The organism is Candidatus Palauibacter polyketidifaciens (assembly GCF_947581785.1).
In the GTDB taxonomy this organism is placed as follows: domain Bacteria; phylum Gemmatimonadota; class Gemmatimonadetes; order Palauibacterales; family Palauibacteraceae; genus Palauibacter; species Palauibacter polyketidifaciens.
The window spans coordinates 1-23,002 of the sequence record NZ_CANPVO010000011.1; the positions used below are offsets into that span (position 1 = coordinate 1).

Consider the following 23,002-nt stretch of genomic DNA (forward strand, 5'->3'; position numbering starts at 1 on the left):
GTCCCGGGACAGACCGTACTCGTCGAAGCGCGCGTCCGGAGCGGCACCGACGCCGCCGTGGAACTCGACCCGCCGGCCATCGAGGTCCCCGTCGGGTGGTCGGTGGAGGGCATCGGCCCGGACGTCGAGACGGAGCCCGACGATCTGGGTCCGTTCGCCCGCTTCTTCCGGCAGGAGGACACCGTCTTCGATCCGTCGGCCCGCGCGCGGCTCGGGCCGGGGGAACTCGGGCTGTGGCGCTATGCCGTCACCGTGCCCGAGGGTGCGCCCCCCGTTTCCCCGTGGTTCCTCGAAAACCCGCGGGACGGCGACCTGTACGACTGGCCCGCGGAGCCCGAGCTTCGCGCGCTCCCGTTCCGTCCCCCACCCGTTCACGGCCACGTGGCCGCGGTCGTGTCGGCGGCGGGCGAACGTTTCGACATCGAGGTCGAAGGCCCGGTGCGCTACCGGGCGGTCGATGGCGTGACGGGAGAGAGCTGGCGACCGCTGCAGGTGGCGCCGCGCATCTCCGTCGCGCCGATGGCGCCTGCGATGATCTGGCCGGTCGGCCGCTCGGATTCGCGTGACATCGCCTTCCGCATTTCGAGTTTCGCCCGGGACGCGACGGCCGGAGAGATCGGGCTCGACCTGCCGCCCGGATGGCGCGTGACGCCCGAGACGACGGCGTTCGAACTCGCCGGGGAAGGCGCGGTCCGGACGGTCGGCTTCACCGTCGAGCCCCCGGAGGGAGAGGCGGAGGGGGAGTTCTTCGCACGCCCGCGCATCCGGATCGCCGGAGCCGCGGTTCCCGCCACGCGCACGACGATGATCGACTATCCGCACCTCGAGCCGCGGCTCCTGTCCGGCGACGCGGCCGTGCGGATCGTGCGTTTTCCCGTGCGGGTCGCGGATCGGCGCATCGGATACGTGATGGGTTCCGGCGACGACGGACCCGAGGCCATCCGGCAACTCGGGCTCGATGTCGAACTCATCGAACCGGGAGACTGGGAGGCGGAGAGGCTCGACCGGTTCGATACGATCGTGCTCGGAATCCGGGCCTACGAAGTGCGCGATGACCTCATCGCGGCCAACGCGGAACTGCTCGCGTGGGCGGAGCGCGGAGGCACGGTCGTCGTCCAGTACAACCGCTACGAGTTCAACGAGGGGGCCTACGCCCCGTACCCGATCGCCATCGGCCGACCGGCGCCCCGCGTCACCGAGGAGGACGCCTCCGTCACGCTCGTCGACCCGCGGGCGCCCGTTCTGGCGGAGCCCAACCGTCTCGGCGCGGCCGACTTCGAGGGCTGGGTCCAGGAGCGCGGACTGTACTTCCCCGACCAGTGGGACGAGAGATACCGGGCGCCGCTGGAGATGGCCGACACGGGAGAGCCGCCGAACCGCGGCAGCCTGCTCGCCGCCCCGATGGGTCGCGGACTCTATATCCACACGTCGCTCTCCTTCTTCCGGCAGCTGCGCGCGGGCGTGCCCGGCGCGTTTCGTCTGTGGGCGAACCTGCTCTCGCTCGACGGGAACCGCTGGCGGGAGATCGCCGCCCAGTGACGGAACGCCGGGACGAGACGGGCCGCCGGGACGAGGCGGAGGGCCGGATCGGTCCCTTCCGTAGCTGGCGCGCGCTCTATGTGTCCGTGATCGCCTATACGGCCGGACTCATCCTCCTCCTGTATCTCGCCACGCGCCTGCTCGACTTCAGCGTGCCGTGAGCGGACTCGACTGGCTCGTCTTTGCCGTCTACTTCGGCGCCGTCGTCGCCTTCGCCTGGCGCCAGAGCCGAAAGAACCGCGGCGTCGAGGGCTTTTTTCTCGCCAACCGCCGGCTGGGCTGGGGCGCGATCGGCCTCTCCGTCATGGCGACGCAGGCGAGCGCGATCACGTATATCGGCACGACCGGACAGGCCTTCGACGACGGCATGGAGTTCGTCCAGTTCTACCTGGGCCAGCCGATCGCGATGGTGATTCTCTGCGTCGTCTTCATCCCCTTCTTCTATCGCTCGAAGGTCTTCACCGCCTACGAGTACCTTGAACGCCGCTTCGACCCCAGAACCCGCTCGCTGACGAGCTTCCTCTTTCTCGTCTCCCGCGGACTCTCGGCGGGGATCGTCCTCTACGCCCCGGCCATCGTCCTCTCGGTCATCATGGGATGGGACGAGCGCGTGACGATTCTCGTCATGGGACTCATCACCGTGGCCTATACGATCATGGGGGGGATCACGGCCGTCATCTGGACGGACGTGCTGCAGATGATCGTCATGTTCGCCGGGATCGCGATCGCGATCGCCGTGCTGTTCGCGACGCTGCCGGAGGGGGTGGGCGTCGGCGACGTGGCGTATATCGGCGGGATCCATGAGATGTGGCGCAGCATCGACCTCTCCTGGGACCCGACGAATCGCTATACGCTCTGGTCCGGACTCATTGGAGGACTCTTTCTCGCCCTGGGCTACTTCGGGACCGACCAGAGCCAGGTACAGCGCTATCTGACGGCAAGCTCGCTCCGCCAGAGCCGCCTTTCGCTCATCTTCAACGCCTTCGTCAAAGTCCCGATGCAGATCTTCATCCTCGCCATCGGCGTCCTCCTCTACGTCTTCTATCACTTCGAGCGTCCCCCGCTCGTCTTCAATTCGGCGGAAGCCGCCATGGTCGCGGAAAGTCCCCGCGCCGGAGACTTCGCCGCGCTGGAGGCCGAGCACGAACGCACGCACCAACTGCGCCGGGAGAGCACGCTCGCGGTGCTGGAAGCGCGCCGCACCGGCGAGGATCCCGGGGCGATGCAGCGGCGGATCGCCGCGTACGACGACGAACTCGCGCGGTTGAGGGAGGAATCGAAATCGCTCGTGTCCGAAGTGCGGGGAGCTTCGTCGAACGACGTGAACTACGTCTTCCCGTCCTATCTCATCGCCTATGTCCCCGCCGGCATCCTGGGACTGTTGATCGCCGTCATCTTCGCGGCCGCCATGTCCTCGCTGGACTCCGAACTCACGGCCCTGTCGAGCGCCACGGTCATCGACTTCTACCGGAGGTACGTGAAACCGGAGGGGACGGACGCCCACTATCTGCTCATCTCGCGGCTCGCCACGCTGGGCTGGGGCGGATTCGCCGTCCTCTTCGCGCTTTACGCGGGCCAGTTGGGGTCGCTCGTCGAAGCGGTCAACGAAGTCGGCTCGATCTTCTACGGCGCGCTCCTCGGCGTCTTCCTCCTCGCCTTTCTCGTGAAGCGGGCGACGGCGGCGGGGGCCTTCTACGGGCTCATCTCCTCGATGCTCGCCGTGCTCGCCGTGTCGCGCTTCACGGAGATCGCGTGGCTGTGGTACAACGTCGTCGGGACGCTGGCCGTTCTCGTGGTCGGCCTAGCGCTCCGCAGGCGGGAACGGCCGGCATGATCCGCGGTACGGTTTTCCGCGCGCGTCGCGTGCGGTAGAGTCTCCGACGGTTTTCGGGCCACGACAGTTTTTCAGCCACGACAGTTTTCAAGCCACCTGAGCGGGATGATACGGATGCTCACGGACGTACAGATCGCCGAGGCCGCGACGCCCCGGCCCATACGGGAGATCGGGGAGAAGATCGGGCTGGGGCTCGAGGAACTCGTCCCCTACGGTCACTACAAAGCGAAGGTCGCCCCGGACTCCATCTTCGAGCGCGAGCCCGGATCGGGCCAGCTCGTCCTCGTCACGGGCATCACGCCGACGGCCGCGGGCGAGGGCAAGACGACCGTCTCCGTGGGGCTCGCCGACGGCCTGCGCCGCGTGGGGGCGAACTCGGTGCTCTGCATTCGCGAGCCGAGTCTCGGCCCGGTGTTCGGCGTCAAGGGCGGGGCCGCCGGCGGAGGGTATTCGCAGGTGATCCCGATGGCGGACATCAACCTCCACTTCACGGGGGACCTGCACGCGATCACGTCCGCGCACGCGCTCCTTTCCGCCGCCCTGGACAACCACCTGCAGCAGGGGAACCGGCTCGGGATCGACACGCGACAGATCACGTGGCGCCGCGCCGTGGACATGAACGACCGGGCGCTCAGGAACATCGTCGTCGGACTCGGGGGACGGATCAACGGGGTGCCGCGGGAGGACGGCTTCATGATCACGGCCGCCTCGGAGGTGATGGCGATCTTCTGCCTCGCGGCGAGCCTCGAGGACCTCGAGGAGCGGCTGAGCAGCATCATCGTGGGGTACGACTACGGCGGCGAGCCCGTGCGGGCGCGCGAACTGAACGTGGCGGGCGCCATGACGCTGCTCCTGCGGGAGGCGATCGGACCGAACCTCGTGCAGACGCTCGAGGGGACGCCCGCCTTCGTCCACGGCGGACCCTTCGCGAACATCGCCCACGGCTGCAATTCGCTCATGGCGACGCGGGCCGGGCTGGCCTTCGGCGATGTCGTGATCACGGAGGCGGGCTTCGGGTCGGACCTCGGCGCCGAGAAGTTCTTCGACATCAAGTGCCGGACCGGCGGACTCAACCCCGAGGCCACCGTGCTCGTGGCCACGATCCGCGCCCTCAAGTTGCACGGCGGGGGCGACCGCACGGCGCTCTCCACGCCGGACCCCAACGCCGTCCGCGGCGGGCTCGCGAACCTCGGCGCGCACGTCGAGAACATCCGCGGCTTCGGCATCGAGCCGGTCGTGGCGATCAACGTCTTCGCGACAGACTCCGACGAAGAGATCGCGGCCGTGGCCGAGGCGTGCGAGGACCTGGGCGTGCCCTGGGCCCGCTCCGACGGCCACGCGCGGGGCGGCGCCGGCTGCGAAGACCTCGCCCGCGCGGTCCTCGCGGCGCTCGACGAGGGAGGGGCCGACTTCAAGCCCAAGTACGACGCGGAGGCTTCGATCCGGGACAAGATCGAGGCCATCGCGCGGAAGGTGTACGGCGCCGACGGGGTCGACTACACGCCGCGCGCCTCGAAGGACGTCGCCCAACTCGAGGCGGCGGGGATCGGGAATACGCCGGTCTGCATCGCGAAGACGCCGAACAGCCTGAGCGACGACCCGGCGCGCCTCGGACGGCCGGCCGGCTTCCGCATCACGGTTCAGGACGTGCGCCCCTCGGCGGGGGCGGGCTTCGTCGTGGCCCGGGCCGGCACCGTCATGACGATGCCGGGACTCCCGCGCGTGCCCGCGGCGGAGGGGATCCGGATCGTCGAGGACGGGAGCGTGGTCGGGCTCTTCTAGTCCCGTGACCGGCTCATGATCGAGATCGAACTCTCCGCGGGTCCCCACACGGAGGACATGGATCGCCGGCTCCGGGAATGGGCCGCCGGGGACGCGGTGGCGCGCCTCTGGCGGCGGGACCCGACGCTGTGGAGCGCGGACCCGGAGACGCCGGAGTTGGCCGACCGGCTCGGGTGGCTTGAACTCCCGGAGACGTCTCCCGCCATGCTCGGTCCGCTCGAGGCGTTGCGCGCGGGCGTGCCCTTCTGGTTCACCGACCTCGTGCTGCTCGGCATGGGGGGCTCCAGCCTCGCGCCCGAGGTCATCGCGCACACGATGCGGGGCGAGGGGCTGCCGCTCACGCTCGTCGACACCACGCACCCCGGGACGCTCCGCGACCTCGAATGGCTGCGTCCGGCGAACACGATCTTCGTCGTCTCCAGCAAATCCGGCACGACCGTCGAGACGCTCTCGCTCTTCCGCCACTTCTGGTCGCGGACCGCGGAAGTCGTGGACGATCCCGGGGAGCACTTCATCGCGATCACGGACCCCGGATCTCCCCTCGCCGAACTCGGCCGTGAGCGGGGATTCCGGGCGGTGTTCGAAGCGCCCCCCGACGTGGGCGGCCGCTTCTCCGCCCTGAGCCCCTTCGGTCTCGTGCCGGCGGCTCTGGCCGGCGCCGATGTCGCGGCCCTCCTGGCGGAAGCCGCCGAGGCCGCGGACGCCTGCAGGGACGACGCCCACCTCAACCCGGGCTTCCTCCTCGGGGCGGCGCTGGGAGAACTCGCGCTCGCGGGGCGCGACAAGGTCACCTTCGCCGCGGCGTCCGACTGGAACGCGTTTCCCGACTGGGCGGAGCAGCTTCTCGCCGAGAGCACCGGCAAGGAGGGCCGGGGCATCGTACCGGTCGTCGGCGAGCCCCCGCGGCCGCCGGACGAATACGGCGAGGACCGGGTCTTCGTCGGCCTCCTCCTCGGCGGGGACGCGGCGCGCGAGGCGGAGCAGTGGGGAGAAGCCGACGAGACCCCGGACCTCCTCGACGCGCTCGAGGCCGCCGGCCACCCGACGCTCCGCATCCGGGTCGAACAGCCCGGGGAACTCGGCGCGCTCTTCTTCGTGTGGGAGGTCGGCGTGGCCATGGCCGGAGCCGCCCTCGGCATCCACCCCTTCAACCAGCCGGACGTGCAACTCGCCAAGCGCCTCGCGCGCCGCGCGATGGCGGGTGACGGCGAGCCGGAGGGCGACCGCGAGCCGGAGGAACGGTCGCCGGGCGTGGAGCCGGCGGAGGATGTGCAGGTCTCCGAGGCGGACGAGATCGACCTCGTCTGGGAGTTGCCGCGGTTCGGACACGCCCCGCCCCGCACCCCCGTGACGCCCGACGTGGATGGAATCCGGGAGCGGGTGGAGGAGTTCCTGGCCGCGGTGGAGTCGACGGACTACATCGCCATACAGGCGTTCCTCGCGGGCGGCGAGGAGGAGGAAGGGCTACTCGCGACGCTGCGCGCGGCCCTGGCCGGAGCCACGGGGGCGACGACCACGCTGGGCTACGGCCCGCGCTTCCTCCACTCGACCGGGCAGTTGCACAAGGGAGGCGGGGACAACGCCGTCTTCCTCCAACTCGTCGACGACGCCGGCGAGCACATGCACGTCCCCGAGACCGACTTCACCTTCCGCAGACTGATCCGCGCCCAGGGCCTCGGGGATATCGAAGCGCTCGGTCGATGCGAACGCCTGGCGCTCCGGGTCCGCGTGGGCGGCCCGGAGGGCCTCGGCCTCCGTCGCCTGATTCAACTCGTCGAGGAGTCCCCCTAGAACGACTCCCGACGCCGAGCGGCGGTCCGGCTCAGTGGACCAGGCGCACCTGCAGGCCCAGGCCGCCACCGACCCAGGCCGCCGAAGGCGCAAGAAGCCGCGGGCGCTGCGACCTCAGCGCGGTCGCAAGCCCGTCCTCGGCTCCCGCCGTCGAAGTCTCGTCCGGGTCTCGGATCAACAGCGTCCACGCCGCGTGCGCGGACAGGAACGTCAGCGCGGTGTTGGCGAGCGCCGAGAGTTCGGCCCCGTCGGTCCCCCCGTCATTCCATTCATTGAGCGCATGCCAAGCGAAGCCGGCGTGCGCCGCGGCAAAGGCCCCGTTGAGCGCGCCAACCACGGGTTTCGCCCACCCCTCGGGTTTCGCGAGGTGAGTCACCAAGGCCGACCCCGCGGACAGCGGGGCCACATATCGCCAGGTGTTGGACGCCGCATCCCGGGGGCAGAAGCAACCGTCGGCGTAGGCGGGCTGGATCCTCGCGGCCTCATCCAGCGTGAGACCCGTCTCATCGAGCCATTCGGAGAAGCGTGCGTCGCCGGCAAGCTCCCACGCGTACACGTTGTTGTCCGTGCTTGCGACCTCCCGGACGAGATCCTCCCTGCCCGACCTCTGGAGCAGGTAGGCCACCGCGCACGGCGTCCCGTGTTCGTCGACGAAGACGGGCACACGGTCGGCGTGCGTGTGGTTGCGGGGGAACTCGCCCCGCTCCCGGTACTCGCGCAGCCAGTTCAGGGCGGTGTTCCGTCTCTCCCGCTGCGAGGCGCTCAGGGCGTCCGTCGCCCTTCGCCGCAGCACCCCCTCGACGTCGAGCAGGTGCCCGTGAATCCGCCGGGTCTCCAGCACCCCCGGTTCGGCCCGCGCGAACGTGGCCGCCGAGGGCGGCGCCGTCGCGGTGCGGCCGGACGCCTCGTCGCCGGCGTCCCCGGGACCCCCGGAGGCGACGATGAACGTGCACAGAACTCCAATGGCGGCAACGGCTTTCGATGAAGCGGGCATGGTTGCGACTCCCGTGAAGATCCCCCCCTCCCCGGCGTTCGCGCGGAAGGCGCGGCGCCGGGACACCATTTCGGGAGGTACCGGCGGCGGCGGCCGGAGTTCCGCATGGCGCCGACCCTGCGGTCAGGCGAGCGGCATCTCCGTCTGGGCGTGCGAGCCGAGGAGGTCGGTGCGGCCCTCGATGTCGAGGAGAGTGCGCTTGTAGCGGAGTCCGCCGGTGTATCCGCCGAGGGTTCCGTCGGTCCGGACGACCCGGTGGCACGGCACGATGATCGGGACCGGATTGCGGCCGAGCGCGTTGCCCACGGCGCGTGAGGCCTTTGGGCGTCCGATCCGACGCGCGATCTCCGTGTACGTCACCGTCTCGCCGAAACCGAGCCCCGAGGCGGCGTCCAGCACCGCGCGCTGGAAGTCGCCCAGCTCCGTGAGGTCGACGAAGAGATCGAAGCGGGGGCGGCGGCGGCCGAAGTACTCCGTCAGCTGCGCTTCGGCGGAGGCGAGCCGGTCGGTGTCGCACACCACGGGGGTCGACGGATATCGGCGCTCGAGGCCGACCACGAAGGCATCGTCGCCCTCGTCCTGCCACGAGAGCGCGACCAGGCCCTCGGCGCTCGCCGCGATCCGCATGGCGCCGAAGGGCGAATCGAAGCGGCGCCAGCGGATGACGGGACCGTCCCGGAGGCTCTCCGCGGAACGATGCAGGAGCCGGTACTCCGCCGCCCGCTCCCGGAGGTCCGGGCTCGCCGCCAGGTGCTCGGCCGTCTCCTTGGCGGCCTCCGCCTCCGAGTCGCCTAGAATCCATGCGACCAGATCTTCCTCGCTCCGGGTCGTCCCGCGTTCAGTCATATCGGTCCCTCCTCAAGCCACACCTCGGCGAGGTCGCGGCGCAGCTTCTTCATCCCCTGGTAGACGTTGGCCCTCGCGGCCTCGCGAGAAATCCCCATCCGTCGAGCGATCGTCGCGTAATCCACCTCTTCGATCCAGCGGAGCCAGACCGCGTCCCGCTGCCGCCGGGGAAGCTCCGCCACCCCCTTCCGGACGCGCGCCGCGGCGGCCTCCGAAAGCCGGTTCAACGCCGCGTCGGCCGCGGGAGGAGCGCCAGGCTCCACTTCCCCGGAGCGGGCCGCGAGCAACTTCGAGCGGCGGCGGCGCATCGAGATGCGGTCGAGCGCCCGGCGGGTCGCGACCCGGTACAGCCACGCACGCACGTTCACGGCGTCGCCCGCCTCGGGCGGCGCACGAAGCGCCGTCACCCACAGTTCCTGCACGACGTCGCGCGCCTCCTCCGCGTTCCCCAGCATCGCGGCCACATGGCGCTCCAGTTCCCCGCCGTAACGTTCGGACCAGTCGTCCACCCGCCCTCTCCCTTCGTTCTCACCCCCTGGAACGTATCATGTCGAAATCCGTGAAACGGGACCGCCCGCGAACCCACCCGTAATCCCTCGAAGCAGGCCTGAATCTGGCCGCGCGCGCGCGCGAGCCGTACCGTGTGAGCCCGCAGCCCCTACCCGGAGCACTCGGAGGTTTTCTTGAACCCAGAGTTTTCAGTTTCGGTGTCCTGGCCGACCCGCGTCGCGCTCACGCTCATCGCTGCGTCCGCGGCAGCGGCCTGCGCCGGCGATGCCGGAGCCGGGAGCGGCGGCGCGGCGGATGAGGGCCGTGCGGAGACGAGTGCCGTGGCCCGCGACCCGCTCCCGGAAGAGCGGCGCTTCGCGAGTCTCACCCAGCTCACCTTCGAGGGAGAAAACGCCGAGGCTTACTACTCGTCGGACGGACAGCGGCTGATCTTCCAACGCAGCCACGAGGGCGAGTACGAGTGCGACCAGATCTTCACGATGACCGTCGAAGGCGGCGAACGGCGCCTCGTGTCGACCGGGCTCGGCCGGACCACCTGCGGCTACTTTTTTCCGGATGATTCCAGAATCGTCTACAGTTCGACCCACCACGCGGCACCCGGGTGTCCTCCGCCCCCGGACATGCGCCGCGGCTACGTGTGGGCGCTCTACGACTACGACATCTACACGGCGCAGCCCGACGGCTCCGACGTCCGGGTGATTTCTTCGAGCCCCGGGTACGACGCGGAGCCGACCCTCTCTCCCGACGGCTCGCGGATCGTGTTCACCTCCACGCGGGACGGAGACCTGAACATCTACTCGATGAATCCCGACGGCTCCGATGTGCAACAACTGACGGACGAACCGGGATACGATGGCGGCCCGTTCTATTCCCCGGACGGGACGAAGATCGTCTACCGGGCGCGCTATCCCGAGAGCGAGGAGGAACTCGCGGACTACCAGGCGCTCCTGGCCGACGGTCTCGTGCGGCCCGGCGTGCTCGACATCTACGTGATGGACGCGGACGGCTCGAACCGGATTCGCCTCACGGACAACGGGGCCGCGAACTTCGCCCCCTTCTTCCACCCCAGCGGCGAGAAGGTGATCTTCTCCTCGAACCTGAACGATCCGGACGGCCGCAACTTCGACCTCTTCCTGATCAACCTGGACGGGACGGGGCTGGAGCAGGTGACGTTCAGCGAGGAGTTCGAGAGCTTCCCCATGTTCAGCCCCGATGGCCGCTTTCTCGTGTTCGCATCAAACCGGCACGGGTCCCACGAGGGGAACACGAACGTCTTCATCGCCGAGTGGATCGACGACCTCGCCGAGTGACCGACTTCCCGCGCGAACCGTCTAATCTCTGAAGACAGCCCCGGCGGCAGGCCGGCCGCCCGGGAAGGGACCGGAGGACACGGGAGTTCGGGATGCGGTTCGCAAAGACAATATGGGGTCGGCGGCGGGCGTGGGCGGTCGGGGTGGCGTGGGGCGTCTCGTTCGCCGCGCTCCCGGTCTCCGCCCAGGAAGCGGGAACCCCGATCGACTACGACGCCGCGATCGCGCAGAGCGGAATCGACGGCAGCTACGGGTACCTTAGCGCGCTGGAAGGGTCCGCGACGCTCATTCAGGGAGACACCCGGGAGCGCATCCAGCTCTCGGTGAACGAGCCCGTCCTTGTCGGCGACCGGATCTTCGTGTCCGACGAATCGCGCATCGAGATTCTGCTCGCCGACGGAAACCCCGTTCGGATCGGGGACCGGGCGGAGCTTGTCTTCCGCGCGCTCGCCAACTCGGCGGATTCGAGCGACCCCGCCTCCATCCTCGAACTCGCGCGCGGATCGCTGCAACTCGTGGTGGCCGCGAATCCGCCGGCGGCCGAAGGGCCCTCCGTCATCACGCCGAACGCGACGATCCGGCCGCAGGGAGCGGGTGCCTTCCTGATCCTTGTCGACGACGGGGGCCGCAGCGAGATCGTCGTGCGCGAGGGGGTGGCCGAGGTCACCACGCAGTCCGAACTCGCGGAGGTTCGCCCGGGAGAGAGCCTGTTCGTAGAGGGAGCGCAGGGCGACCGGCTCCGCTTTGCGGCGGCCCCGGGTCTCCAGCAACTGGAAGCGTGGGGGCGGGGGCTCGCCGACCAGGCGGGCGGCGAGTACGCCGCTCACGTGGACCCGGACCTCCACTACGCCGCGTCTTCGCTCGGGGGGCACGGGTCGTGGGTGCAGGTGGACGCGGGGGTCGCGTGGCGTCCGCGGGTGTCCACGGGCTGGGCCCCGTACCGACACGGGCGCTGGCGAAACACGCCCAGCGGAATGTTCTGGGTCTCCTACGAGCCGTGGGGCTGGGTTCCCTACCACTACGGGTACTGGGACCTCGATCCGAACTGGGGCTGGATCTGGTTCCCCGGCCGCCGTTTCGCCGTGGCGCACGTCTACTGGTACTGGGGCCCGAGCTACGCGGGCTGGATTCCGTCGGGATACTACTGGCGCCACTACCGGAATTATTACGGGAGCAGTTGGGGCTTCCACTTCGGCGTCTACGGACACATCGGGGGCGGCTTCGGGCGGTATCGGCACTGGACGTTCCTGCCGCACGGGCGCCTCGGACACCGGCGACAGCACTTCTACTCGGTGGGCGGTTCGGACTTCGGCCGCGGGCGAAAGGCGGTCGAGCGAGGCGTCCTGCTGACGGATTCCCGTCTGCTCGGGCGGCAGGCGCAGCGGCGACCCGCGCAGACGCTGGCGAGTCTCAGGCGCGCGGTCTCGCGTGACGGGAGGACGGCGGTCGATGCGAACGGCTTCATCGATCGCGGCGCGAGCCTGCCGCGGGATGTCGAACGCGTCGTGCTACGGAGCCGCGATGGCCGGTCGGCCCGCCCGCGCGACGCGACCGCCGGAATGCGGAACGGCACCTCGCGGACGGCCGGTTCGCCGCGTGTTCGCGTGACCACGCGGTCGCCCGAGGCCGGCGCGTTGCGGCTGGAGCGGTCCGGCGCGCAGGGGACGACGCGGACCGGCGTGCAGCGGGCGACGCCGCCCGCGGACGGGACCGGAGCCCGCCCGGCGATCCGGCGGCCCACGGCGCGGGCGCGGGATGTGCCCGACGCCGTGAGACGACCGGTCGTGCGGCCCACGACGCGCACGGGTTCCGGCGGCGTACAGCGCGCGTCCCCGCGGACGGGCGACGACGGCGTTCGTCGGATCGTTCGCCCGCGGACGGCGCGGGAGTCGCCGGCCGTTCGGCGGACGGGAGGCTCGACGACGCGGCCGACGGCACGGTCGAATTCGGCGAGGCCGACCGTGCGGTCCACGCCGGCGCGACCAGCGGCGCGGCCCACGACGACGAGACCCGTGACCCGGCAACCCGCCCCGCGGTCATCGCGGCCGGCGGCGCGGCCTTCCGGCCCGTCGAGGTCGAGCGGCACCATCAGTCGTTCCAGCGGCGGGTCCCGATCCGGGGGCACGGTCCGCCGCTCCAGCGGCAGCTCCCGATCCGGGGGCACGGTCCGCCGCTCCAGCGGTAGCTCCCGATCCGGGGGCGCGGTCCGCCGCTCGGGTGGCAGCTCCCGATCCGGAGGTGCCGTTCGCCGATCGGGCGGCTAGCAGTCCGAGAGATCAGGAATCCGGCCACACGGCCGGGTCCCGCTCCATCTCCGGCTCCGGTTCGACGCCGAGCGCCTCGACCATGCGGACGTAGTAGTTGAAGAAGCCGACGACTTCGGTCGCGGTCAGGATCTGCGCGTCGGTCCAGCCGACCTCTCGCAACTCGTCGATGTCCCGCCGGGCTGTGGAGGTCGGGTCGCGCGTGATCGCCACGGCATAGTCCATCAGGCGGCGCGTCTTTTCGTCGAGCCCCGCCGTCCGGTAGTCGGCGCGGATCGCGCCGGCCAGTTCAGCGTCTCCAGTGGCCTGACGGAGATCCTCTCCGTGCGCCTCCGTTCAGTAGAAACAGTCCAGTTCGCGCGAGGTCACGGTCGCGAGCATCTCGCGCACGTCCCGCGCCAGCGGTCCCGGCGCCAGCATCAACGCCTCGTAGAGCTGGATCGAGGCGCGCATGACGGGCGGGTTCAGGCTCTGGATGCCGATCACGTTGAAGACGCGCCCCGCGCGGCGGACGGCCTTCTCGTACTCGCGGGCCACGAGCCCTTTCGCTTCGTCGGGAGCTACCGTCTCGATATGCGGCATGCCGCCTCCTGTGGGCGATGGATCCGGGGTGCGAGTCAGCTCATCGGCGGAACCGGCTCCTCAGCGTACGAGGAAGCCGTCCCGCCACGGGTCCTCCGGATCGACGAGGAACTCGTGACGGCCCGTCACCCAGGCCCGGCCGCCGACCTCCGGCACGACGGCCTCGTGCCCGCCGACCGACGTCGTCTCCACGACGCGGCCGCTGAACCGGCCGCCGATGATGCTCTCGACGATAATCTCCGCAGCCCCGGACCCCTCCCCACGCGCGTGAAGGATGGCGAGGCGGCCGCTCACTGCCGTCCCCGTCGGACTTCGGTCGAGTTCCCCGTCCGCGAAGATGCAGACATGCCGCGAGTGGTGTGCGGTGTCCGCCGCCGCCCCCGTGAACACGGTGCCGTAGAGAAACCCGAGATCCGGGTCGTCCGGATGCGAGATGTGATTCGCGGCGGACGAAGACACTGCGCGCGTGATCCGGCGCCCCGCGTCGATGAGGTCGGCGGCGGCGGCGGGTGTGAGGGCGAGCCCGAGCGCGTCCGCATCGACGTACGCGTAGAAGGCCCCGCCGAAGGCGAGGTCGTACGGCACGGTACCCAGCCCCTCGACCTCCACGGCCTGGCCCAGAGCGGGCGCGAAGGAAGGCACGTTGACGAACCGGACCTCGCTGACCCGCTCGCCGTCCACGATCGCGGTGGCGCCCACGAGCCCGGCGGGCGTGTCGATCACCACGGGCCGCTCCCGCGCCGACCCGTCGATCCAGCCGGCTTCGACGGCGATCTTCGCCACGCCGATGATCCCGTGGCCGCACATGGTCGAATAGCCCTCGTTGTGCATGAACAGGACGGAGAAGTCGGATCCGGCCCGGACGGGCGGCATCACGAGGCAGCCGTACATGTCCGCGTGCCCTCGCGGCTCCCACATCAGCGCGCGGCGGAGTTCGTCGTGGTCCGCTCGCGCGACGCGACGCCGTGCGAGGACCGTGTCTCCCTCCAACTCCGGGAAGCCCGCCACGATGACGCGGAGCGGCTCTCCCTCGGTGTGAGCGTCGATCGTCTCGATGCGAAGCCAGTGTCCGGGCGCGGTCCAGGTCATGTGAACTCCTCGGTGAGGCGGTGGCCCCCATCGACGGGATCGTCGTATGCTGGCGTCGCTGATCTTACACCCCGTCGCCGCAGTCCGCTCCAGCGGCGGCTCGCCGCGCTCCGCAACGGTTGCCTGCTTCAGGAGAAGGCATGAAACCAAGGGCTCTCGCCGCCGAACTCGTGGGCACGTTTGCGCTCGCGGTGTCCGCCGTGATCTCCGTCAACAACCCCGGTTTTCCCATCCCGGCGCCGGCGATGGCGGGACTCACGCTGGGCGTCCTCGTTCACCTGCTCGGGCCTGTCTCGGGCTGCCTGCTCAACCCGGCGGTGACGATCGCCATCTGGTCGATCGGCAGACTCGAGGCGAAGGATGCCGGCTCGTTCATCGCGGCGCAGCTTGCGGGGGCCGGACTGGCCCTCGCCCTCGGAAGCGTCCTGTTCGCAGATCCGGTCCCGCTCCTTGTAGACGCGTCCGCCAGCACCGGCGTCGCCGAGATGCTGGGAGCTGCATTGCTCGCCTTCACGATCGGGGCCGTCTTCATGGGCCGCATCCCCGACCGGCTGACCGGCGCCGTCATCGGCGCGGCACTCGTCGTGGGAATCTCCTGGGCCGCGCACGGATCGAACGGAGTACTCAATCCCGCGGTGGCCTTGGGGATCGGTTCCTTCTCGTTCCCCTACGTCTGGGGACCGGTCGTCGGCGCCCTGATCGGCGCGCACCTGTCCCGATACGTCCGCGATCCCGGCGACGCCCCGTAGCTGGCTAGCGGTGCGTGGCGTAGCGGTCGGCGCCCGGAGTCATTCGGAGCGGTCCTCGCCCTCCGGCGAGTCCGGCGCCTCGCCCTCCGCGAGGGCGCGGTAGAAGGTGAGGCCGTTCATGTCGAGGTCGTAGAAGGCGAACTCGCGGGTGCCCCAGGGGGTCCGGCGCAGCGCCGTCCGCTCGTGGAAGACGCCCTGATCCCGGTATTCCTCGAACAATGCCTCGACGTCGGGCACGACGAAGCGCAGCATGGGGCGCTCGACGCGGGACCAATCCTCCGCATCGTGCCACTGCAGGTGTAACTCGATCCCGTCGCGCCTCAGTCCGGCGTATCCCGGATCGCGGGTGGAATCGGCGAAGGCGAGTTCGAAACCCAGCCGCCCGACGTAGAAGCCGATCGCCGCGGCGACGTCCCGCGACGGGAGCACGGGCTGTACCGCCTCGAGGCGGGCCGCCCTCCCCTCCCCCGCTATCGGTAGTTCTCCATCAGGGCGTCCAGCGCCTCGGATCCCGGACACAACTCCTCGAAGGGAAGGTCCCACAGCGGCCGGTCGACCGTCCCCAGCACGTCGTGCAGGTCCCTCGACTCCGGGTCCACGTAGAGGAGCCCGGTCGGAACCTCTCCCGCGTTCTGCCGTTCGCGCAGGTAGCCGTACACGGCGTCCCGGTCGGTCGCGTCGTAGTCGCCCTCCACCTGCCGGAAGCGGATCACGCTGCCGTCGTGCATGCGGACGTCGCGCACATCGGCGGACGCGATGTCGGCCGTGATCTCATCGGCCGGGGGGACGAAGTCCTTCGGGGCGACGAACGCCGCCTCGACGGCCTCGCGAAAGTGCTCGCGCGTGTAGGCGTAGCTCTTCGTCGAACCCACATGGTCGTTGAACGTCACGCAGGGCGAGATGACATCGACGAGGGCGAGGCCCGGGTGCCGGATTCCCGCCTTGATGATGGGGACGAGCTGGTCCTTGTCGCCGGAGAAGCCCCGGGCGACGAAGGTCGCGCCGATCGAAAGTCCGAGCAGGGCGGGATCGATGGGGGGCTGTTCGTTCGACACGCCCCGCTTCGACTTCGAGCCCATGTCGGCCGAGGCGGAGAACTGGCCCTTCGTCAGGCCGTAGACCCCGTTGTTCTCGATGATGTAGAGGAGGTTGAGGTTGCGCCGCACCGCGTGGCACAGCTGCCCGAGCCCGATCGAGAGCGAGTCCCCGTCTCCGGAGACGCCGACGTAAACGAGGTCGCGGTTCGCGGCGTTCGCTCCGCTCGCGACCGACGGCATCCGCCCGTGCACGCTGTTGAAGCCGTGGGATTCGGACATGAAGTAGGCGGTCGTCTTCGACGAGCAGCCGATCCCGCTCATCTTCGCGGCCCGGTGCGTCGGGATCGCGAGTTCCCACGCCGCCTCGATGAGCGCGGCGGTGACGGAATCGTGACCGCACCCCGCGCACAGGGTGGACATCACGCCCTCGTAGTCGCGCCGCGTCAGCCCGAGTTCGTTCTTCTCCAGGCTCGGGTGGAAGACCCGCGGCTTGGCGATGTACGTCATGCACCCACTCCTTCCGCGGTCTCCGCCGTGAGCCCGAGGCGGTCCTTCACGCCCGCGATGACGTGGCGCGCGCTCAGCGGGAGCCCCCCGTAGCGGAGGACCGAGGCCAGCCGTTCCTTCGAGGCCGGCGTCTCCAGCGTGAGCAGCGACTTCAACTGCGCGTCCCGGTTCTGTTCGATGACGATGTTGAGGTCGTGCGCCTCGATGAAGCGTCCGACTTCGGGCGCGAAGGGGAAGGCGCGGATCCGCATGTAGTCGAGCCGGAGCCCGTCTTCCGCCTCCATGCGCTCGATGGCCTCGCGCACCGCGCCGTCGCAGGCGCCCAGCGTGATGAGCCCGTATCGCGCGTCCGGCCGCGAGCGGATCTCCGGGGCCGGCACGGCCTCCGCGGCGTTGTCGATCTTCACCGCGATGCGGTCGATGACCTCCTGGTACTCGTCCGGCTCCTCAGTGTACTTGCCGTACTTCGTGTGGCCGGAGCCGCGCGTGAAGTAGGCGCCCTTCGGATCCTCGCCCGGGATCGTCCGATACGGGATCCCGTCCCCGTCCACGTCGAGGTAGCGATAGAACGTCTCGATCTCCGCGAGCGCCTCCGAGTCGAGCACCTTCCCGCGATCCGGCCGGTACGCGTCATCCCACTCGAAGCGGGGCACGACCCAGTCGTTCATCCCGATGTCGAGGTCGGAGAGCACGAAGATGGGCGTCTGGAAGCGTTCCGCGAGGTCGAACGCGTGCACGCTGAACTCGAAGCACTCCGCCGGGTCCTTCGGGTAGAGGCAGACGTGTTTCGTGTCTCCGTGCGAGGCGTAGGCGCAGAGGAGGATGTCGCCCTGCTGGGTGCGCGTCGGCATGCCGGTCGAGGGGCCGACGCGCTCGACGTCGAAGAAGACGCACGGGACTTCGGCGTAGTAGGCGAGCCCGATGAACTCGGTCATGAGCGAGATCCCGGCCCCGCTCGTCGCCGTGAAGGCCCGGGCTCCGGCCCACCCCGCGCCGATCGTGATGCCCGCCGCCGCGAGTTCGTCCTCCGCCTGCAGGATCGCCGCCCGGCTCCGCCCGGTCCCGTCCTCGACGCGCAGCCGCCGGCAATAGGCCGTGAAGGCGTCGACGAGCGAGGTCGAGGGGGTGATCGGGTACCAGGCCGCGACCGTCGCGCCCGCGTAGACGCAGCCGAGCGCCGCCGCCGTGTTGCCGTCGATGAGAATCGAGTCGCGCGTGGCGTCCATCCCCTCGAGCCGGATCGGCAGGGGGCACTCGAAGTTCTCCGTCGCGTAGTCGTGGCCGAGCCGGATCGCCTCGAAGTTGGCGTCGAGGAGGTGGCGCTTCCTCTCGCCGAAGGTCTCCTCGAGCAGTCCGCGGATCACCGCCATGTCGATGTCGAGGAGGGCGGCGAGCGCGCCCGTATAGGCGATGTTCTTCATCAGGATGCGCGTGCGGCCGCCGTCAAAGGTCTTCACGCACATCTCGGCCAGCGGGACGCCGAGGAAGGTCACCTCCTCGCGCCGCAGCGTGTCCGCCATGGGCCAGCTCGAGTCGTACAGCAGCCAGCCGCCAGGGACGAGTTCCTCGATGTCCTGGGCGTAGGTCTCCGGGTTCATCGCCACGATGAGGTCGAAGTCCGGCGTGCGCGCGACGTGGCCCGACCCGTTCACGCGGATCTCGTACCAGGTGGGAAGGCCCTGGATGTTCGACGGAAAGACGTTCTTCCCCGACACCGGGACCCCCATCCGGAAGATCGACTGCATGATGAGCCCGTTGGCGCTCGCGGAGCCCGTCCCGTTCACGGTGCCGATCTTGAGCGCGAAGTCGTTCACGCGGCCGGTCTTCATTTCGGGCATTCCGTCAGGGAGTCACCGAAACGAAGCCGCCCGGCGACATCTCCTCGATTCCCATTCCGGAGTAGGGATGCTCCGCGTCCTGGCCGGCGTACGGCTTGAGCAGATCGAAGGTCCGCATGTCCCAGGCCGCCGTCGGACAGCGCTCCGCGCACAGCCCGCAGTGGATGCAGAGGTCCTCGTCCTTCACCATGACGCGGGAGGTCTGCGGCAGCGGCTCGGAGACGTAGATGTCCTGCTCCGCGTTCTCGGCGGGCGCGGTGAGCCGCGTGCGGAGTTCCGCCTCCGCCCCGTTGTGGGTGATCGTGAGACAGCTGAGGGGACAGATGTCGATGCAGGCGTCGCACTCGATGCACAGGCTCCCCGTGAAGTGCGTCTGAATGTCGCAGTTCAGGCAGCGCTCGACCTCGGTCAGCGTCTGCTCGATGTCGAACCCCTCCTCGACTTCCGTCTCGATGCTCTGGAGGCGCTCCTCGAGGCGGACGTGCCGCATCTTCCGGCGGGCCGCGTACTCGTAGTCGTTCGAGTAGCTCCACTCGTGGAGGCCCATCTTGGCGCTCACGAGGTTCATGTGCTCGGGCGGGCGCTTCCGGAGGTCCTCGCCACGGCAGTAGGCGTGGATGGAGATCGCCGCCTGGTGCCCGTGCTCGGCCGCCCAGATGATGTTCTCCGGGCCCCACGCCGCGTCGCCGCCGAAGAAGACGCCCTCGCGCGTGGACATGAACGTCGTGCGGTCGACGACGGCTTCGCGCCACTTGTTGAAATCGATCCCCGCATCGTCCTCGATCCAGGGGAAGGCGGTCTCCTGCCCAATGGCGAGGATGACGGCCTCCGCGGGGAAGAACGCCTCGTCGAGCTTGGTCGAGACGAGCCGCCCCTCGTCGTTCTCGTGCCATTCCACGATGTCGAAGTTCATCCCCTTGAGGACGCCGTCCTCGATGACGAACTCCGTGGGCGAGTGGTTCTCGACGATGTCGACGAGTTCCTCTTCCGCGTCCTCGAGTTCCCAGGGGGAGGCCTTGAAGTACGGCTTCGACTTTCGGGCCATGACCTTGACGTTCGTGCCGCCGATCCGCTTCGAGGTGCGGCAGCAGTCCATCGCGGTGTTCCCGACGCCGATGACGAGGACGTTCTCCTCGATCGTGTTCGTGTGCCCGAAGGCGACGGATTCGAGCCAGTCGATGCCGATGTAGATGTGGTCGGTGTCGTACCGGCCCGGCAGGCGAAGTTCCTTGCCGCGCGGGGCGCCGGAGCCGACGAAGACGGCGTCGAAGTCCTGCTCCAGCAGCCACTTCATGCTCTCGACGGGCGCGTTGTAGCGGATGTCGACGCCCATGTCGAGGATGTAGTCGATCTCCTCCCACAGCACTTCCGGGGGCAGGCGGAACTGCGGAATGTTCGTCCACATGAGACCGCCGGGGCGGTCGTTCTTCTCGAAGATCGTGACCTCGTAGCCGAGCGGCATGAGGTCTCGGGCGACGGTCAGCGACGCCGGGCCCGCGCCCACGCAGGCGATCCGCTTCCCGTTCTTCTGCTTCGGGATGTCGGGGAAGCGGGGAGTGATGTCGCCCCTGAGGTCGGCGGCGACGCGCTTGAGGCGGCAGATCGCGACCGGCTTCTCCTCGACCCGTACGCGCCGGCACGCGGGCTCGCAGGGGCGGTCGCACGTCCGGCCGAGGATGCCCGGAAAGACGTTCGACTCCCAGTTGAGCATGTAGGCGTCGTCGTACCGTTCCTGCGCGATGAGGCGGATGTAACCCGGTACGTTGGTGTGAGCCGGGCAGGCCCACTGGCAATCCACGACTTTGTGGTAGTAGTCGGGATTCCCGACGTTTGTTGGCTCCACCGTTTCTCCTCGGGCTTACCCCGCCCGACAGGCGCTCCGTTCCCCGGCCCGTGAGTCGCTTGGAGACATAACCGCCCGCAATCGTAGGGGACGAGGGGGATTGTCGCCAGTTCTTCGTTGCGCCGGCGGGAGTGGCGGCGGGCGCGGCGCGGGACGGGCGGCGGGCGCGGCGGGCGGATCGTTGCTGCGGCGCCCGCAGCCGCGGAAGTTGAGCGCATGCAAAAACAGCCCGTGCACACGGTTGCCGGCGGGGCTCACCTCTTCCGGCGGGACACGGCGGCGAAGCTTGGACGGATCGCCGGAGGATATCTCGACCGGTACGCGGCGGACCCCGCTTCCCTCGCCGATGCCCTGGGAGATCTCCTTCCGCCGGAGACCGCCGAATCGGTGCACCGGCGCGTGCGCGTCAAGCTCGAACGCGAGCCCGTCGAGTGCTTTCTGATCGACTTCGAGGATGGGTTCGGCGTCCGGTCCGAGGCGGAAGAGGACGAGGCGGCGACGGCGGCGGCGGCGGAAGTCGCGGCGGGGACGGCGGCGGGTGGTCTCCCGCCCTCGCTCGGAATCCGCATCAAGTCGCTGTCGGAAGCCACCGGCGGACGGGCGCTGCGGACGCTCGAACTCTTCCTTGCCGGGTTGGCGCGGACGGGGGGGGAGCTGCCGGACGGGTTCACGGTGCTTCTGCCGAAGATCGTCGACGCCGGGCAAGTGGAGAGGCTCGCGACCGCGCTGGATCGGCTCGAGGCGACGCTCGGCCTGCCGGAGAATCGGGTGGGCATCGACCTCATGATCGAGACGCCGCAGTCGCTCGTGGCGCCGGACGGACGCATCGCCGTGCCCGGGCTGGTCGCCGCGGCGGGGGGGCGGTGCCGCACCGTGCATCTCGGAGCGTACGACCTCACGGGCGCCGTGGCGGTCGCGGCGGAAGCCCAGACGCTCGGACATCCGTTGTGCGACATGGCCCGGCAGCTCCTTCAGCTCTCGCTCGGCGGGACCGGCGTTCGGCTGGCGGACGGCGCGACCAACGTGCTCCCCGTCGAGCCGCACCGGGGGAAGACGGAGATCTCGCCGGCCGAGCGCGGGGAGAACGCGGCGGTCGTGCATGACGCGTGGCGCCTGCACTACGCCGACGTGCGGCGGTCCCTGAGCCAGGGGTTCTACCAGAGCTGGGACCTCCACCCGGCGCAGCTCGTCTCCCGCTATGCGGCCGTGTTCTCCTTCTTCCTGGAGGGTCTGGACGCGGCGGCGAGCCGGCTCGACCGTTTCGTGAGCGCAGCGGGACAGGCCATCCTCACGGGGTCCGTGTTCGACGATGAAGCCTCGGGCCAGGGTCTCCTGAACTTCTTTCTCCGGGGGCTCGCGAGCGGCGCACTGACGGCGGAGGAGGCGGCGCGTTCCGGCCTCACGCCCGCCGAACTCGAGACCCGCTCCTTCCCCGCCATCCTGGCAGGCCGCAGCAAGACCCCGCCTCAGCGCCCGGAGCGGCGCGGCGGGTGATCGCCGCCTGGATCGACCGCGGCAGGGTCCGCGTGCGCGACGACCTCCCGCGGCCTTCCCCCGAGCCCGGGGAGGCCATCGTCCGGGTCCTGATGGCGGGAATCTGCGGGACGGACCTGGAGCTGCTGCGCGGATATCGCGACTTCTCGGGGATTCCGGGGCACGAGTTCGTCGGACGTGTCGAGGAGGGGCCGCCCGAGTGGGTCGGCGCGCGGGTCGTGGCGGAGATCAACATCACCTGCCGCGGGCGAAGGTTCGAGCCCCCCTGCTTCCCTTGCGCGAACGGGCGGCTCACGCACTGCCTTCGCCGCGAGGCGATCGGCATCCGCGGTCGCGACGGCGCCTTTGCCGAATGGCTGCGGGTGCCCGTCCCGAACCTGCATCGCGTGCCGGAGCCGCTTCCGGACGAGGTCGCCGTGTTCGCGGAACCCGTTGCGGCCGCGTGCCGCGTCCTGCGGCAGATCGAGGCCGACATCCGGCGCGACCTCGATCGTGGGCGCGTGACCCGGGCGCTCGTCGTAGGGGCCGGACGGCTGGGGCAGCTCGTGGCGCGGGTGCTGGCGCGTCGGCTGCCGGAGCTGGAGGTCGCCGGGCGGTCGGAGCGAAGCCTCGCGCGGGCTCGCGCGGCGGGTCTCGCCACCGTGTCGGCCGCGGCCGTGGAGGAGGCGGCCTACGATCTCGTCGTCGATTGCAGCGGCGCCTCGGCCGGCTTCGCCGTCGCCCGGCAGGCGGTTCGGCCACGCGGCACGATGATCCTCAAGAGCACGCATAAAAATGAGTTAGACGTCGACATCTCATCCATTGTCGTAGATGAAATCCGACTGCTCGGCTCCCGGTGCGGGTCTTTCGACGACGCCCTGTTGACGCTGGAGCGAAGAGAGTTCGAGGTGCGCGATCTCATCGACGACCGGCTGCCGCTCTCGGCCGCCCCGGAGGCCTTCGAGCAGGCGGCGGAGGCGGGAATCGCAAAGGTGCTTCTCGTCCCCTGACCCC

Annotated in this window: 19 protein-coding genes and 1 pseudogene; 10 read left to right on the forward strand and 10 right to left on the reverse strand. The window is 69.9% G+C overall.

Annotated features, from left to right (window positions below):
* The 5 genes and pseudogenes from RN729_RS01740 to RN729_RS01760 form a co-directional block, all read left to right on the forward strand.
* Positions 1 to 1,539, forward strand: a pseudogene (locus RN729_RS01740) (hypothetical protein); the annotation flags it as partial.
* A complete protein-coding gene (locus RN729_RS01745; RefSeq protein WP_310781907.1) occupies positions 1,536 to 1,700 on the forward strand; it encodes a hypothetical protein in 165 nt (54 codons plus the stop codon). The pseudogene RN729_RS01740 and the gene RN729_RS01745, both read left to right, overlap by 4 nt.
* Positions 1,697 to 3,373, forward strand: coding sequence for a sodium:solute symporter (locus RN729_RS01750; RefSeq protein ID WP_310781908.1), 1,677 nt, complete (start codon positions 1,697 to 1,699; stop codon positions 3,371 to 3,373). The genes RN729_RS01745 and RN729_RS01750 overlap by 4 nt, the downstream gene beginning before the upstream one ends.
* A 114-nt stretch (positions 3,374 to 3,487) precedes the next feature.
* Entirely contained in the window at positions 3,488 to 5,155 is a 1,668-nt protein-coding gene (locus tag RN729_RS01755; protein WP_310781909.1) for a formate--tetrahydrofolate ligase, read from the forward strand.
* A 15-nt stretch (positions 5,156 to 5,170) separates the two neighbouring features.
* Positions 5,171 to 6,946 carry a hypothetical protein gene (locus tag RN729_RS01760; protein WP_310781910.1) on the forward strand — a complete coding sequence of 592 codons (1,776 nt, stop codon included), beginning with the start codon at positions 5,171 to 5,173 and terminating at the stop codon, positions 6,944 to 6,946.
* Positions 6,947 to 6,977: 31 nt separating this feature from the next.
* Here the strand turns inward: RN729_RS01760 and RN729_RS01765 are convergent, their stop codons facing one another.
* The 3 genes from RN729_RS01765 to RN729_RS01775 form a co-directional block, all read right to left on the reverse strand.
* Entirely contained in the window at positions 6,978 to 7,940 is a 963-nt protein-coding gene (locus RN729_RS01765) for a hypothetical protein (protein WP_310781911.1), read from the reverse strand.
* 123 nt (positions 7,941 to 8,063) lie between these two features.
* Positions 8,064 to 8,786, reverse strand: coding sequence for a methylated-DNA--[protein]-cysteine S-methyltransferase (locus RN729_RS01770; RefSeq protein WP_310781912.1), 723 nt, complete (start codon positions 8,784 to 8,786; stop codon positions 8,064 to 8,066).
* Positions 8,783 to 9,295, reverse strand: coding sequence for a sigma-70 family RNA polymerase sigma factor (locus RN729_RS01775; RefSeq protein WP_310781913.1), 513 nt, complete (start codon positions 9,293 to 9,295; stop codon positions 8,783 to 8,785). The genes RN729_RS01770 and RN729_RS01775 overlap by 4 nt, the downstream gene beginning before the upstream one ends.
* Before the next feature lie 174 nt (positions 9,296 to 9,469).
* Here RN729_RS01775 and RN729_RS01780 point away from each other — a divergent pair, with 174 nt between their 5' ends.
* Together RN729_RS01780 and RN729_RS01785 are read left to right on the forward strand one after the other, a co-directional pair.
* Entirely contained in the window at positions 9,470 to 10,606 is a 1,137-nt protein-coding gene (locus RN729_RS01780) for a hypothetical protein (protein ID WP_310781914.1), read from the forward strand.
* Between the two features lie 92 nt (positions 10,607 to 10,698).
* Complete coding sequence (locus RN729_RS01785; protein ID WP_310781915.1) at positions 10,699 to 12,870, forward strand: DUF6600 domain-containing protein; 2,172 nt, start codon at positions 10,699 to 10,701, stop codon at positions 12,868 to 12,870.
* Between the two features lie 12 nt (positions 12,871 to 12,882).
* Here the strand turns inward: RN729_RS01785 and RN729_RS01790 are convergent, their stop codons facing one another.
* From RN729_RS01790 to RN729_RS01800, 3 genes are all read right to left on the reverse strand, one after another.
* On the reverse strand, positions 12,883 to 13,095 hold the full coding sequence (locus RN729_RS01790; protein ID WP_310781916.1) for a hypothetical protein: 213 nt from the start codon (positions 13,093 to 13,095) through the stop codon (positions 12,883 to 12,885).
* Positions 13,096 to 13,206: 111 nt separating this feature from the next.
* Positions 13,207 to 13,452 carry a hypothetical protein gene (locus RN729_RS01795; RefSeq protein WP_310781917.1) on the reverse strand — a complete coding sequence of 82 codons (246 nt, stop codon included), beginning with the start codon at positions 13,450 to 13,452 and terminating at the stop codon, positions 13,207 to 13,209.
* Positions 13,453 to 13,512: 60 nt separating this feature from the next.
* Entirely contained in the window at positions 13,513 to 14,541 is a 1,029-nt protein-coding gene (locus tag RN729_RS01800; protein WP_310781918.1) for a proline racemase family protein, read from the reverse strand.
* Between the two features lie 140 nt (positions 14,542 to 14,681).
* Between RN729_RS01800 and RN729_RS01805 the strand changes: the two genes are divergently transcribed.
* Positions 14,682 to 15,290 (forward strand): aquaporin, encoded by a 609-nt coding sequence (locus tag RN729_RS01805; protein WP_310781919.1) that lies wholly within the window; start codon positions 14,682 to 14,684, stop codon positions 15,288 to 15,290.
* Positions 15,291 to 15,329: 39 nt separating this feature from the next.
* On the opposite strand, the gene RN729_RS01810 is transcribed toward RN729_RS01805, so the two are convergent.
* From RN729_RS01810 to RN729_RS01825, 4 genes are read right to left on the reverse strand one after another with little or no spacing between them, the layout of a single operon-like run.
* Positions 15,330 to 15,719, reverse strand: coding sequence for a VOC family protein (locus tag RN729_RS01810; RefSeq protein WP_310781920.1), 390 nt, complete (start codon positions 15,717 to 15,719; stop codon positions 15,330 to 15,332).
* Positions 15,720 to 15,760: 41 nt separating this feature from the next.
* A complete protein-coding gene (locus RN729_RS01815; protein WP_310781921.1) occupies positions 15,761 to 16,834 on the reverse strand; it encodes a 2-oxoacid:ferredoxin oxidoreductase subunit beta in 1,074 nt (357 codons plus the stop codon).
* On the reverse strand, positions 16,831 to 18,663 hold the full coding sequence (locus RN729_RS01820; protein WP_310781922.1) for a 2-oxoacid:acceptor oxidoreductase subunit alpha: 1,833 nt from the start codon (positions 18,661 to 18,663) through the stop codon (positions 16,831 to 16,833). Before RN729_RS01820 ends, RN729_RS01815 begins: the two co-directional genes overlap by 4 nt.
* 13 nt (positions 18,664 to 18,676) lie before the next feature.
* Positions 18,677 to 20,515 carry an FAD-dependent oxidoreductase gene (locus RN729_RS01825; protein ID WP_310781923.1) on the reverse strand — a complete coding sequence of 613 codons (1,839 nt, stop codon included), beginning with the start codon at positions 20,513 to 20,515 and terminating at the stop codon, positions 18,677 to 18,679.
* Between the two features lie 216 nt (positions 20,516 to 20,731).
* On the opposite strand from RN729_RS01825, the gene RN729_RS01830 reads away from it, so the two are divergent.
* Complete coding sequence (locus RN729_RS01830) at positions 20,732 to 22,009, forward strand: hypothetical protein (protein ID WP_310781924.1); 1,278 nt, start codon at positions 20,732 to 20,734, stop codon at positions 22,007 to 22,009.
* Positions 22,006 to 22,998, forward strand: coding sequence for an alcohol dehydrogenase catalytic domain-containing protein (locus tag RN729_RS01835; protein ID WP_310781925.1), 993 nt, complete (start codon positions 22,006 to 22,008; stop codon positions 22,996 to 22,998). Before RN729_RS01830 ends, RN729_RS01835 begins: the two co-directional genes overlap by 4 nt.
* Positions 22,999 to 23,002: the final 4 nt, after the last annotated feature.

Bases quoted from the DNA above. Each gene is read 5' to 3' on its own strand.
- RN729_RS01790 (WP_310781916.1), bottom strand. From the start codon at position 13,095: ATGGACTATGCCGTGGCGATCACGCGCGACCCGACCTCCACAGCCCGG.
- RN729_RS01795 (WP_310781917.1), bottom strand. From the start codon at position 13,452: ATGCCGCATATCGAGACGGTAGCTCCCGACGAAGCGAAAGGGCTCGTG.
- RN729_RS01785 (WP_310781915.1), top strand. From the start codon at position 10,699: ATGCGGTTCGCAAAGACAATATGGGGTCGGCGGCGGGCGTGGGCGGTC.
- RN729_RS01800 (WP_310781918.1), bottom strand. From the start codon at position 14,541: ATGACCTGGACCGCGCCCGGACACTGGCTTCGCATCGAGACGATCGAC.
- RN729_RS01805 (WP_310781919.1), top strand. From the start codon at position 14,682: ATGAAACCAAGGGCTCTCGCCGCCGAACTCGTGGGCACGTTTGCGCTC.
- RN729_RS01830 (WP_310781924.1), top strand. From the start codon at position 20,732: ATGCAAAAACAGCCCGTGCACACGGTTGCCGGCGGGGCTCACCTCTTC.
- RN729_RS01770 (WP_310781912.1), bottom strand. From the start codon at position 8,786: ATGACTGAACGCGGGACGACCCGGAGCGAGGAAGATCTGGTCGCATGG.
- RN729_RS01815 (WP_310781921.1), bottom strand. From the start codon at position 16,834: ATGACGTACATCGCCAAGCCGCGGGTCTTCCACCCGAGCCTGGAGAAG.
- RN729_RS01760 (WP_310781910.1), top strand. From the start codon at position 5,171: ATGATCGAGATCGAACTCTCCGCGGGTCCCCACACGGAGGACATGGAT.
- RN729_RS01755 (WP_310781909.1), top strand. From the start codon at position 3,488: ATGCTCACGGACGTACAGATCGCCGAGGCCGCGACGCCCCGGCCCATA.
- RN729_RS01765 (WP_310781911.1), bottom strand. From the start codon at position 7,940: ATGCCCGCTTCATCGAAAGCCGTTGCCGCCATTGGAGTTCTGTGCACG.
- RN729_RS01820 (WP_310781922.1), bottom strand. From the start codon at position 18,663: ATGAAGACCGGCCGCGTGAACGACTTCGCGCTCAAGATCGGCACCGTG.